Raw genomic sequence first — 12,620 nt, 5'->3', positions numbered from 1 at the left:
GTCAGGAGACCGGGACGAACCCAAGGTTCTTGTCCACGATGTTCTGCAGGGGTTTGCCCTGGCTGAACCGTCGCAGGTTGTCAACGAACAATTGCCCAAGATCGTCGAGGTAGTCCTCGGTGTCCCCGCTCATGTGGGGTGTGATGATGACGTTGTCCATGCTCCATAAAGGATGCCCGGCGGGAAGCGGTTCGGGATGGACTACGTCCAGTGCTGCACCGGCAATGGATCCGGAGGACAGGGCTTCCACCAGCGCGTCCGTCCGAACCAGTTCCCCGCGGCCCACGTTGATGAGGTGTGCGGTGGATTTCATGGCGGAAAGGACGTCAGCATCCACGAGTCCCTTGGTGTCCTCGGTCAGTGGCGCTGCCAGGATGAGGTAGTCGACGTCGCCCACGATCCCGGCCAGGTCCCGGGAGGAATGGATATGATCAAACAGTTCATCTCCCGGACGGCTGCTTCGCCCGGCACCACTGACCTGCAGGCCTACCGCACGGAACAGGGACGCAATTTCCCGCCCGATGGAACCGGTGCCCACCACCAGGGCGCGTTGACCTTGGATCTTCCGGGTGACCCTATGCTGCCAGCGCTGCTGCTGCTGAAGCTTGAACGAGCCCTGCGAGTCTTTGGCGAAGTCCAGGACGAAGCCCAGCGTGAATTCGGCTATTGCACGGCTCAGGACTCCGCGGGAGTTCGTGTAGACCACATCGCTGTGGATGAGTTCGTCGAACAGGAGCTGGCTGACGCCCGCAGCTGTTACGTGGACCCACTTCAGCGATGACGCGACGTCCCAGTTCTCGCGCAGGGCGGGGGAAAACGAATGCCACTGGTACAGGACATCTGCACCGTCCATCGCTTCAGCCAGTCCCTCCGCCTTGGTCAGCCGGACCTCGGCCAGGGCTTCGATCTCCTCCAACCGGGGCGGCAAGGCCTCCCGGTACAACGCCGCGACAACAGGCCTCTTGCCTCCAGGGGTAACCGTCATGACGACGCCGGTGCTCCCGCAGGCTTGGTTGCCGTGCCGGCCTCGATCGAGCCAACCACGCCAATGACATCGATGGCGGCCAAAACAGCGGCTGTGAATTCCGACGTCGACGACGGGCCCCCCACATCGCGGGTTCCGAGGCCCTCGCGCAAAACTGCCTCGAACGCCAGCTGGAGGTGTTCAGCAGCTTCCGGGTGGCCCAGGTGCTGCAGCATCATCGCGCCGGACCACATCTGGCCCACCGGGTTTGCCAGTCCCTTCCCTGCGATGTCCGGGGCAGATCCGTGCACCGGCTCAAAGAGGGATGGAAAATCACCGTCGGGATTCAGGTTCGCACTGGGAGCCACACCGATGGAACCGGTGACGGAACTGCCCAGGTCCGAGAGGATGTCGCCCAGAAGGTTCGAGGCGACAATTACGTCAAAAGTCCAGGGTTTGAGGACCAGGTGCGCAGCCAAGGCATCCACCAGTTCGCTGGTGAGCGTTACGTCAGGGTAGAGGCGGGTGGTTTCTTCCACCACTTCGTCCCAGAAGGGCATGGTGTGGATGATGCCGTTGCTCTTGGTGGCCGAGGTCAGGTGGCCCCTGCGGGAGGACGCGAGCGACGCGGCGTAGTGCGCGGCCCGCGATACTCCCAAGCGGGTGAAGATAGTTTCCTGGACAGCGGTTTCGTGCGGCAGTCCGCGGTACATGCGTCCACCGACCTCCGAGTATTCCCCTTCGTTGTTTTCACGCACGATGAGGATATCGATCGGTTCCTTGTTCGCCAGGGGCGACTTCACGCCGTCGAGCGTTTTTACCGGCCGCAGGTTGATGTACTGCTGGAATTCGCGGCGGATGGGGATCAACAACCCCCACAGCGATTCAGCATCGGAGACCTCCGGGGAGCCCACGGCACCCAGGAAAATGGCGTCATGCTGCGCCAACTGCTCCAGGCCGTCCACGGGCATCATGCGGCCGTGCTCCGCGTAGTAGTCAGATCCCCAGTCGAAGTGCGTGAACTTCAGATCGATGGAGTGGATCTCAGCGATCCGCTCGAGGGTCTGGATGGCCGCAGGGACCACTTCCTTGCCGATACCGTCGCCGGCGATGACCGCGATTTTGTGGGTAGTCATGATGCATTCCGTTCTGAGGTGCCCGTCAGCTGCTGCCAGCGGGTGGCGGGCTCCGCCAGTTTGATAATTGTGCTCTTGGGCTCGGTCATTTCGCGGACTGCGTGCTTGACGCCTTCACGGCCCACGCCGGACTTCTTGAACCCGCCAAACGGCATGGAATCGATCCGGACGTCGCTTGTCTCGTTGATGACCACCGCCCCCACGTGCAGCTTGTCGGCAATTGCCAGGGCCAGGTCGATGGACTCGGTGAAGACACCGGCCTGGAGCCCGTATTCGGAGGCGTTGGCCGCATGGATGGCGTCAGAGATCTGGATAAAGGGCATGATGCTGACCACCGGGCCAAACACTTCCTCGACGATGACGCGGGCGTCTGCCGGCACATCGGCGAGTACGGTTGGCTCGTAGAAAGCGCCGTGGCGCTGACCGCCCACACGGACAGTGGCGCCGGCCGCCTTGGCTTCCTCCACCCAGGCCTCCACCCGCCGGGCTTCCGCTTCGCTGATGAGCGGACCGATATCGGTGGTTCGGTCCATCTTCGCCCCGACGCGAAGTGCACGGGTCCCCGCGACGACCTTTTCAAAGACTTCCTCGAACAGCGAAATGTGAACGTAAACCCGCTGGACCGACAGGCAATTCTGGCCGGCCACACCGAATGCCCCGGCGACGACCGCCTCAGCAGCAGTTGCCGCTTCAGCGTCGGCGCAGACGATCGTAGCGTTGTTGCCGCCCAGTTCCGAAAGGATCTTCTTCGCTCCTGCGGCGGCAGCAATGCGATCGGCCGTCGCTGGCCCGCCGGTGAAGGAGATCAGGTCCACCTGGGGGTCGGTCACGATCGCTTCGGACACCCCGGGTCCCGACACGATCGCGGCAATGCGGCCTGTCGGAACGCCGGCCTCAAGCAACAGGTGAACGAAAGCCAGCCCGGTCAGCGGGGTGCGGCCTGAGGGTTTAAGTACGACGCCGTTGCCTCCGATAAGCGCCGGGCCCAGCTTGTGTGCCACGAGGTTCAGCGGATCGTTGAAAGGCGTAATAGCGGCGATAATGCCAACAGGCTTCCGGCTGTACCAGCCGATCTTGTTGGCTCCTGCCATGCTGTCCTCAAAGCCGAGAGTTTCCCCCACGAGTTCGCTCGACGCTGCCGCCGAAAGCCGCAACGTCTCGATGCACCGGCGTACTTCACGCTCAGCCTCGTTGATGGTCTTGCTGCTCTCGGCGGCAATGATCTCCGAAAACCGTACCGACTGCTCAGCCAGGAGCACTGCAGCCCGTTCCAAAGCCTCGCGGCGTTCCCGGAGAGGCCATTCATCGTCCAAGAGGTGGTGGTGAATGTGGGCAACCGCACGGCGGACATCCTGAGGGGTTGAAGAACACACAGTGCCCAACAGCACGCCGTCTTCAGGGTCACGTACTTCCAGGGTCCTGTCGGCGGTCTCCCAAAGGCCTTCGAGGAACGCGCCACCGGGAAGCGCCGCAACGCTTGCCCGTCTGTAGGCCGTTTCCCCAGCTGTTTTTAGGCGCGCTCCAGCGACGGTTGTTGATGAACTCATGGGAACCTTTACCTTGCCTGGCTAGCGGAATGTCTACTTGATACGGTCGATGATCTTCGCGGCTCCGCCAATGAACGGCAGGAACCATGGCGGGCCGAAGTGGCCGGGAACCGGCGGGTTCTTCAGGTCTTCCCACACGTTTGCCGACTTGTCGCCGGCCATGTAGTGGGCCATCCGCTTACCCATGTGGGCTGCCATTTGAACACCATGGCCGCTGTAGCACAGGGAGTAGAAGAGGCCGTCATGCTGGCCGGCATGGACCATCTGGTCCATGGAGAGGTCCACCAGACCGCCCCAGATGTAGTCCACCCTGGCTTTGGAGAGGTACGGGAAGAGTTCAGTCATGGCCTTGTGCAGGATTTCGGCGCTCTTGACGTCCGAATCCGGGCTGGACAAAGCGAATCGGGCCCGGCCACCAAACAGCAGCCTGTTGTCCGGCGTGATCCTGAAGTAGTACGTCAGCATCTTGCTGTCAGAGGCCTGGCGCCTGTTCGGCAGGATGCGGTTCACCACCTCTTCGGACAGAGGCTCCGTGCAGATGATGAAACTACCCACGGGGATCACGCGACGCTGCAGCCACGGGGTGACGTTGCCGGTGTAACCGCTGGTGGCTACCAGGACCTGCTTGGCCCGGGTAATTCCACGGGTGGTGTGCACATCGTGCACTGTCCCCGAGACCTTGTTCAGCTCGGTCACGGCGGCGTTCTCACAGATGGCTGCGCCGTTGTCGGCTGCCACCTTTGCCAGACCGTGCACGAACTTCCCTACGTGGAGACCCGCACCCAGCGGATCCATCATGGCACCCTGGTAGAAGTCCGTGCCGATTTCGCTGTGGATCTCTGACTTGGGGATGACCTTTACGTGGTGATCGACCAGGTTTGCGAGCAGCTCCTGGGACTTCAGGAAGCCGTCGTAGTGGGACTTGTGGAACGCGAGGGAGAGCTTGCCGAAACGCTTGAAGTCGCAGTCGATGCCGTTGTCGTGCACCAGCTTCTCGATGGTTTCGATGGCATCGTTGTATTCGCGGAACATCTCCACTGCACGGGGAGCCCCGTAGCGCTTGACTGCCGTGCTGAAGCCAATGGCCAAACCGGTCGTAGCCATTCCCCCGTTACGGCCCGAAGCACCCCAGCCAACAGTGTGGCGTTCGAAAACGGCTACAGTGGCGCCCTGCTTGGCGAATTCAAGGGCTGCTGACAGCCCGGTAAAACCGGCACCGATAATCGCAACATCAACGTTCTCCGGGACCGGAGTGCGGCGGTAATCGCCGGAAGGCTCTGCAGTATCGAGCCAGTAGGGAACAAGTTTCACGGTATGGCCTTTCGCCTTGAAGTCGGTTTAGAGACCGAGGTGCTTGTTGAGCTCGTCCAAGGACTTAACAGTATTGAGGTCGTAGCCCTCGCCAATAGGGTCATAGCCACGGTCCAGCATCCAGAGGTTACGGAAGCCCATGTCATGCATCGGGTGCATGTCGTACCGGGTGTGCGAGGAGACGTGCAGGAAGTCCTCCGGCTTGGCGTTCAGGGTATCGAGCATGTACTCAAAGGCCTGGTAGCGCGGCTTGTAAGCCTGTGCCTGTTCGGCCGTCAGCACGGCGTGGAAATCAGCACCCAGCTTCGGAATGCTGATATCCAGGAAACTGTCGTCCGCGTTGGACAACGCCACCAGCTGGTAGTTGTCGCCCATGAGCTTCAGCGGGGCCGGCACGTCCTCGTGGGCAACCCAACCGCGGACAGCGTCAGCGAACGCAGCGCCGGCACCTTCGGTCGGTCCGATGCCCCAGCGCTTGCACACCCGGTCAAAGGAATCCTGCAGGATCGCCTCATACGGCTTGTAGTCGCCCAGGACTTCGTCGAAGCGGTAGCCACGGAACTGCTTTTTGAACGTAGGCCACTGCTCTTCGGAGATGCGTCCATCAAGCAGCCGCCGGGTGGTGGGATCGATGTCGAAGTTGATCAGTGTGCCGTAGACATCGAAGGAGATGTACTTCGGCCGGAAGTTGGTCTCTGCCATGGGGTTTCCGTTCTTTTCGGGAGATGGAAGGGGGCTGGCCCCGAGTATGTGGAGGTATCGAAAGAGGCGAACTGAACCGCGAAATCGTGCCTGGCGGGCTGGAAATTTCTAGCCCGATGATTCGACTCTAGGGCGCTAAATTGTAAATTGTCAACAGTTTCTGTAGGCGTAATTAGAACGGTTCTCATATAGGGAGTGCATGAAAAAAGTTTCTGTCAATTGTTGACAATCTACTGTTGAGGGGGTTGCATTGCATTAGATGACGGAGAGATCCGGATCACATTGCAACCTAGAACTTCTCCCTCCCCAGTGACCGACTCCCTCGAAGGGAAGCACCATGAAGATTCGTAACAAGGCCCAGACTGCAGCCGCAGGACTTGCCGTACTACTCGCCCTGAGCGCTTGCGGTGGAACCGCCAACAGCAGCGATTCGCCGGACAGCAGCAAGACCAACAACACCACGGACATCTCCGAGGGCGTGCAGCCTGACACAAAGGCTGTGAGCCTCCTGCCGGCATCCTATAAGGACAAGGGCGAACTGACAGTCGCGATGGACCTGCACTACCCGCCGACGACGTTCCTCGCCGAGGACAACTCGACCGCGATCGGCCTGAACCCGGACATCGCCCGCCTGGTAGCAAAGAAGCTCGGCCTGAAGCTGAAGTTCCAGGACACAAAGTTTGACACGATCGTCCCCGGCCTCGATGGCGGCCGCTACGACTTCACCGCCACCACCATGTCCAAGACCGATGAGCGGCTCAAGGTCCTGGACATGATCGACTACTTCAAGGCCGGCAACTCAGTGGCCGTGGCCGCGGGTAACCCCATGAAGCTCACCAACGAGACACTGTGCGGTAAGAACATTGCCGTTACCCAGGGCTCGACGGGCCAGCTCAAGCGCCTCCCGGCCCTTTCGGAGCAGACCTGCACCTCCAAGGGACAGCCCGCGATCAACGCCGTGACCCTGCCCAACGTCCAGGAGGCCCTGACACAGCTGGCATCCAAGCGCATCGATGGCATCCTCTATGACACAACCTCCCTCGCCTGGGCCGAGAAGCAGCAGCCCAAATCGTTCACCATCCTGACCCCTCAGATCAACGTTGGATCCAGCGACCTCACCGCTATCGGCGTCAAAAAGGGATCTGCACTGACTCCCGCCCTCCAGGCCGCCGTCCAGTCGGTCCTGAACAGCCCGGAATACAAGAAGTCCCTCTCCACCTGGGGCCTCGACTCCGGAGCCATCACGGATGCGAAACTCAACTAGGAGAGGTGCTCCCATGGTGCAAACCATCAGTAACGGAAGCAAACCGACAATGAACGGAATTGATCCGGCACTCAAGCCCCGCCTTCGCCGCAGAAGCACTTTTGAATACGTCGCCTGGGTGGTTTCCATCCTGTTTGGCGCAGGCATCCTCTTCTCGGTCTCCACCAACCCCAACTTCAAGTGGGACGTGGTGGCGAAGTACTTCACCCACGAATCCATCCTCCGCGGGCTGATGCTCACCATCTTCCTTACGGTGGCAAGCATGGTCCTGGGCACCCTCCTGGGCCTGGTCATTGCGATTATGAGGTCCTCGAGCATCAAGCCGATCGCGGCCACGGCAGGCGCGTTCATCACCCTGTTCCGCGGTACCCCGGTCCTGGTCCAGTTGATCTTCTGGTTCAACATCTCGGCCTTGTACCCGAACTTGACCATCGGGATCCCGTTTACCGACATCGGCACCGCAATCGACACGAATGCACTCATGGGTCCGATCACCGCAGCTTTGGTCGGCTTGACGTTGAATGAAGCCGCATACATGGCAGAAATCATCCGCGGAGGGTTCTCCTCGGTGGGCAAGGGCCAGATCGAAGCTGCGGACTCCCTGGGAATGAGCGCCGCTACGAAGATGCGCAAGATCATCATTCCCCAAGCCATGCCCTCCATCATTCCGGCCACCGGCAACCAGGTCATCGGGATGTTCAAGGAAACGTCCTTGGTCAGCGTCCTGGGTGTTGCGGAACTTCTCCAGAGCGCCCAGCTCATCTACGCACGTACCTACGAGACCATCCCGCTGCTGATCGTGGCGAGCCTGTGGTACCTCGTGATGACGCTGGTGCTCAGCTACCCGCAGTCCAAGCTCGAACAGAAATACTCCCATACCTCCGCGCGGGTCCCCCGCAAGTCCAGGAAGGTTGTATTGACCGCACCGGAAGGCATCGCACGATGAGCAACGACGGCACGATCCTCGCCCGCCGAATCCGTAAGTCCTTTGGGCACAAGACCGTTCTCCACGATATCGACCTCGACATCGCCAGCGGTGAAATCTGCTGCATCATTGGACCCAGCGGCTCCGGAAAGTCCACACTGCTGCGCTGCATCAACGGCCTGGAGACCGTGGACTCCGGAATCCTGAAAGTCAACGGTGACGATTTCGGGTACTACGAGACCGACAACGCCTACCACGCGCTGCCCCCCAAGAAGCTTGCCCAGCAACGTACACGGGTAGGCATGGTCTTCCAGCAGTTCAATCTGTTCCCGAACATGACCGCCCGCGAGAACGTCATGTCCGGCCCGGTGCTCGTCAAGGGTGCCGACAAGAAGGAATCCTCCAAGCGCGCCCAGGAACTGCTCACCAGCGTGGGCCTCGGCGCCTTCGGCGACCGCTACCCGGCCGAGCTTTCCGGCGGCCAGCAGCAGCGCGTTGCCATCGCCCGGTCTTTGGCCATGGATCCGGAAATCATCCTGTTCGACGAACCCACCAGCGCCCTCGACCCCGAAAAGGTAGGGGAAGTCCTCGGCGTCATGCAGGACCTCGCCAAGAAGGGCATGACCATGGTGGTAGTCACCCACGAAATGGGCTTCGCCCGCGAAGTGTCCGATTCCCTGATCTTCATGGATGAGGGCTACGTGGTGGAACGTGGAGATGCCCGGGAGATCCTGAAGAACCCCAAGGAAGCACGCACCCAGGCATTCCTGAAGCAGGTGCTGTAGTCGATGGATGGAAAACTGGCCGTCATCGGCCTGGGCAGCATTGGCAGCATGGCATTGTGGCAGGCCTCGCGACTGTCCGATTCCGTGGTCGGCTTCGAAGCACACGCCGCGGGCCATGGCAGAAGTGCCGTGGGTGGCGACACCCGGCTTTTCCGGATGCTTTACAGGGGAAGGCCGGACTACTACCCCATCCTGGAACGCTCACGGGATCTCTGGGCCGAGCTCGAAGCAGAAACGGGACAGGACATCCTCACCCGCTGTGGCGGACTCTCCATCGGCACTGCTGATGGACCGTACATTCCCAAACTGCTGGAAACTACCCGGATCAATGGGGCTGCCCACCAGATCCTCAGCCGCGAGGAGATGGCCGAACGCTACCCGCAGCACAATCTCCGGGCTGACGATGTCGCCGTTTACGATCCCTTCGGAGGCGCACTCCGCACGGACCGGGCAGTTACCGCGGCGGTTGCAGCGGCACAGGCCAACGGGGCAACGGTCCTTGGCAATACTCCGGTCAGCAGCATCACCGAAACCAACGACGGCGTTGTCGTCACCTCGGGCGAACAGTCCTGGACCTTCGAACGGGTAATCATCGCCTCCGGTGGATGGTCCCAACAGCTCATGCCCGATTACCTGAAGGCGCACTCGGAAACCCGCAGGATTTTCCTGAGCTGGTTCGTCGCCCGTGACGCAACCCAGTTCACCCCGGAAAAGTTCCCCATCTTCATCAGGATTTCCGGCGATCGCTCCATGTATGGGGCACCCGCGGTGGACAGCGTCACTGTGAAAGCCACCCTCGATGGCCGCGGGGCACCAACCCCCGCCGCAGACTCGGTGCCCAGGGAGCTGACCGAAGCGGAGATTGCGGAAACCACTGAGACGGTGACCGAATTCTTCCCCGGCCTGGTTCCCAGCATCGTCCGCTCAGATGCCTTCCCGGACCTGTTCACCTCGGACTCGCAGCCCCTCCTGGGTTTCTTTACTGAGTCAGGCAGGATCTACTCCGCCACCGGCTTCTCCGGCGCCGGCTTCAAGATGGCTTCCGGCTACGGCCAGATTGCTGCCAACGAAGCACTTGGCAAGGGTGGCTTTGACGGTCTGGACTTCGTCCGTCCACAGAGGTTCAAGAACTAGGCACAACACGATTCGCGGGCTAAAGGCCCGCGAATCGTGTATTGTTGACAATCTACACTTACTAAGAAAGTATGAAGCCATGGCAACACTTAGCCCCATCCTGAAGCAAGCCACTCCAGTGGTCGTGGACTATGCGTCCGGTAGTTGGATCCACGCCACAGACGGCAAGAAGTACCTGGATTTCACCACCGGAATCGGCGTCACCAGCACCGGACACTGCCACCCCGACGTGGTGGCCGCAGCCCGCGAGCAGGTGGGCAAGATTGTCCATGCCCAGTACACCACCGTGATGCACAAGCCCCTTTTGGAACTCACGGAACTCCTGGGCGGCGTCCTGCCCCAGGGCTTGGACAGCGTCTTCTACGCAACCTCCGGCTCCGAAGCAGTGGAGGCCTCCATCCGATTGGCCCGCATGGCAACGGGACGGCCCAACATCATCTCCTTCCAGGGTGGTTTCCACGGGCGCACCGTAGCGGCCGCCTCCTTGACCACCGCGGGAACCAAATTCCGCTCAGGGTTCTCCCCCATCATGGGCGGCGTGCATGTTGCCCCGTTCCCGCACTGGTACCGCTACGGCTGGGACGAAGCCACCGCCGTCGACTTTGCCTTGAAGGAACTCGACCACCTTCTGATGACCATCAGCGCCCCCAGCGATACCGCCGGCTTCATCATCGAACCGGTTCTGGGTGATGGCGGGTACATCCCCACCCCCGTCGCATTCCTCCAAGGCCTGCGTGAGCGCGCCGACAAGCACGGCATCGTCCTGATCCTGGACGAGGTCCAGGCTGGAGTCGGCCGCACCGGCAAGTTCTGGGGACACGATTGGGCCGGAATCAGCCCCGACGTCGTGATCACCGCCAAGGGACTAGCCAGTGGCTTCCCCATCTCCGCAATCGCCGCTTCCGCAGATTTGATGGGCAAGGCGTGGCCAGGTTCCCAGGGCGGAACCTATGGCGGAAACGCAGTCGCGGCAGCAGCCGGCGTCGCAACTTTGGGTGTGATCCGGCGGGAGAACCTCGTGGAGAACGCCTTGCTGCGCGGTGACGAACTGCGGGCAGGACTGGACAATCTGCAAACGGAATTCGCGGGAATCGGCAATGTGCGTGGCCGTGGCCTGATGCAGGGCGTCGAGTTCACCGCTGCCGACAACACCCCGGACGCGGCAACTGCCCTCGCCGTCCAACAGGCCGCCATCAAGGAAGAGCTCCTGCTCCTCACATGCGGTCCGCACGGCAACGTCATTCGCCTCATCCCCGCCCTGAATGTCAGCAGCGATGAAATTCAGCAAGGCCTGTCCAAGTTCACGCAAGCGCTCAAGACGGCCACCTCCTAGTCACCCCGATCATTACTCCCCCTGATCACCGAAAGAGCGACCATGACCACCTCCTTTGATCCCACCACCATCCCAACGGACCTGTTCATTGACGGAACATGGCAGAAGGCAGCCAGTGGTGCCACCTTCGCCGTTGAGAACCCTGCTACGAACGAAGTGATTGCCCACGTTGCCGACGGCGGTCCTGAAGACGCCGCCTTGGCCATCCAGGCAGCGGGTCGCGCTCAGGGGGAGTGGAGCAAATCCACCGCCCGCGAACGAAGTGACATTCTCCGACGCGCCTTTGATCTGGTGATCGCCAACACGGACAGGCTCGCAGCCATCATGACGGCGGAGATGGGCAAGCCACTGGCAGAGGCAAGGGGCGAGGTGGCCTACGGCGCCGAAATGCTCCGTTGGTTCTCGGAAGAAGCAGTCCGCATTGGCGGTGACAGTGCCTCCTCCGTTGATGGAAACACCCGTATCCTCATCACCAAGGAACCGGTGGGCCCTTCAGTCCTGGTCACTCCGTGGAACTTCCCGCTTGCCATGGGTGCCCGCAAGATCGCGCCCGCCGTCGCTGCAGGCTGCACCATGGTGTTCAAGCCTGCCGAGCTGACACCGTTGACGTCACTGGCCTTGGTGGCCCTGTTCAAGGAAGCCGGTCTTCCCGACGGCGTGCTGAACGTTGTGACAACCTCCACCGCCTCCACGGTGGTCCGGGCCTGGACTGACAGTGGCATCGCGCGCAAGATCAGCTTCACCGGTTCAACCGAAGTGGGCAAGGTCCTGCTGAAGCAGGCGGCCGACAACGTGATGCGCTCCTCCATGGAACTCGGCGGTAACGCCCCGTTCATCGTCCTGGCCGATGCAGACATCGAAAAGGCCGTGGACGGTGCCATGAATGCCAAGATGCGGAACATGGGCGAGGCTTGCACGGCAGCAAACCGCTTCTTCGTCCACCGCTCGGTCGTAGAGGAATTTGGCGAGAAGTTCTCCAAAAAGATGTCAGAATTACAGGTAGGCGACGGCGCTGTTGCTGGCACCGACGTCGGGCCCCTCATTGAACAGAAGGGCCTGGAAAAGGTCGAAAGCCTCGTTGCGGATGCGGTCTCCAAGGGAGCACGTGTGCTCACCGGTGGAAGCCGTCCCGAAGGTCCCGGCTACTTCTACACCCCCACCGTCCTGGTGGACGTGCCCAAGGACGCCGCACTGATGAGCACGGAAATCTTCGGCCCGGTCGCAGCGATCACCGCGTTCGATAGTGAGGACGAAGTCCTCCGCCTGGCCAACGATACTGAGTGGGGCCTGGTGGGGTACGTGTTCACAGAGAGCATGGACAAGGCCCTGCGGTTCTCCGCGGAACTGGAAGTGGGAATGGTCGGCCTGAACACCGGCCTGGTTTCCAACCCCGCAGCACCGTTCGGCGGCGTCAAGCAATCCGGGCTCGGACGCGAGGGCGGAAAAATTGGAATCGACGAATTCCTGGAGTACAAGTACACAGCAATAGCGGTCTAACAGTTTCAAATTGCCGAAGCAT

The 12,620-nt window shown here is 61.2% G+C and carries 11 protein-coding genes; 6 read left to right on the top strand and 5 right to left on the bottom strand.

Annotated elements, in window-relative coordinates:
• Nucleotide 1 precedes the first annotated feature (1 nt).
• The 5 genes from LDN90_RS01525 to LDN90_RS01505 are packed head-to-tail and all read right to left on the bottom strand — an operon-like array spanning nucleotide 2 to nucleotide 5,660.
• Nucleotides 2-985: a D-2-hydroxyacid dehydrogenase gene (locus LDN90_RS01525; protein WP_223947648.1), complete on the bottom strand. Its 984-nt coding sequence runs from the start codon at nucleotides 983-985 to the stop codon at nucleotides 2-4.
• Nucleotides 982-2,100, bottom strand: a complete 1,119-nt coding sequence (locus tag LDN90_RS01520) for a tartrate dehydrogenase (RefSeq protein ID WP_223947647.1) — start codon at nucleotides 2,098-2,100, stop codon at nucleotides 982-984. Before LDN90_RS01520 ends, LDN90_RS01525 begins: the two co-directional genes overlap by 4 nt.
• On the bottom strand, nucleotides 2,097-3,647 hold the full coding sequence (locus tag LDN90_RS01515; RefSeq protein ID WP_223947646.1) for an aldehyde dehydrogenase family protein: 1,551 nt from the start codon (nucleotides 3,645-3,647) through the stop codon (nucleotides 2,097-2,099). The genes LDN90_RS01520 and LDN90_RS01515 overlap by 4 nt, the downstream gene beginning before the upstream one ends.
• 33 nt (nucleotides 3,648-3,680) lie before the next feature.
• Nucleotides 3,681-4,958 carry an FAD-binding oxidoreductase gene (locus LDN90_RS01510; protein WP_223947645.1) on the bottom strand — a complete coding sequence of 426 codons (1,278 nt, stop codon included), beginning with the start codon at nucleotides 4,956-4,958 and terminating at the stop codon, nucleotides 3,681-3,683.
• Nucleotides 4,959-4,985: 27 nt separating this feature from the next.
• Entirely contained in the window at nucleotides 4,986-5,660 is a 675-nt protein-coding gene (locus LDN90_RS01505) for a haloacid dehalogenase type II (protein ID WP_223947644.1), read from the bottom strand.
• Between the two features lie 337 nt (nucleotides 5,661-5,997).
• On the opposite strand from LDN90_RS01505, the gene LDN90_RS01500 reads away from it, so the two are divergent.
• The 6 genes from LDN90_RS01500 (at nucleotide 5,998) to LDN90_RS01475 (ending at nucleotide 12,598) form a co-directional block, all read left to right on the top strand.
• The gene (locus LDN90_RS01500) at nucleotides 5,998-6,924 is read left to right on the top strand and encodes an ABC transporter substrate-binding protein (RefSeq protein WP_223947643.1); all 927 of its coding nucleotides are present in this window, start codon (nucleotides 5,998-6,000) and stop codon (nucleotides 6,922-6,924) included.
• Nucleotides 6,925-6,973: 49 nt separating this feature from the next.
• On the top strand, nucleotides 6,974-7,870 hold the full coding sequence (locus LDN90_RS01495; protein WP_223947642.1) for an amino acid ABC transporter permease: 897 nt from the start codon (nucleotides 6,974-6,976) through the stop codon (nucleotides 7,868-7,870).
• Nucleotides 7,867-8,634, top strand: coding sequence for an amino acid ABC transporter ATP-binding protein (locus LDN90_RS01490; protein WP_216922438.1), 768 nt, complete (start codon nucleotides 7,867-7,869; stop codon nucleotides 8,632-8,634). Before LDN90_RS01495 ends, LDN90_RS01490 begins: the two co-directional genes overlap by 4 nt.
• Nucleotides 8,635-8,637: 3 nt before the next feature.
• Nucleotides 8,638-9,768, top strand: coding sequence for an FAD-dependent oxidoreductase (locus LDN90_RS01485; RefSeq protein WP_223947641.1), 1,131 nt, complete (start codon nucleotides 8,638-8,640; stop codon nucleotides 9,766-9,768).
• 79 nt (nucleotides 9,769-9,847) lie between these two features.
• The gene (locus LDN90_RS01480; RefSeq protein WP_223947640.1) at nucleotides 9,848-11,101 is read left to right on the top strand and encodes an aspartate aminotransferase family protein; all 1,254 of its coding nucleotides are present in this window, start codon (nucleotides 9,848-9,850) and stop codon (nucleotides 11,099-11,101) included.
• Between the two features lie 42 nt (nucleotides 11,102-11,143).
• On the top strand, nucleotides 11,144-12,598 hold the full coding sequence (locus LDN90_RS01475; protein WP_223947639.1) for an NAD-dependent succinate-semialdehyde dehydrogenase: 1,455 nt from the start codon (nucleotides 11,144-11,146) through the stop codon (nucleotides 12,596-12,598).
• Nucleotides 12,599-12,620 lie beyond the last annotated feature (22 nt).

This window comes from Arthrobacter sp. NtRootA1, assembly GCF_019976975.1.
GTDB classification, from domain to species: Bacteria; Actinomycetota; Actinomycetes; order Actinomycetales; family Micrococcaceae; genus Arthrobacter; species Arthrobacter aromaticivorans.
This window is presented reverse-complemented; position numbering and strand designations above follow the sequence as displayed.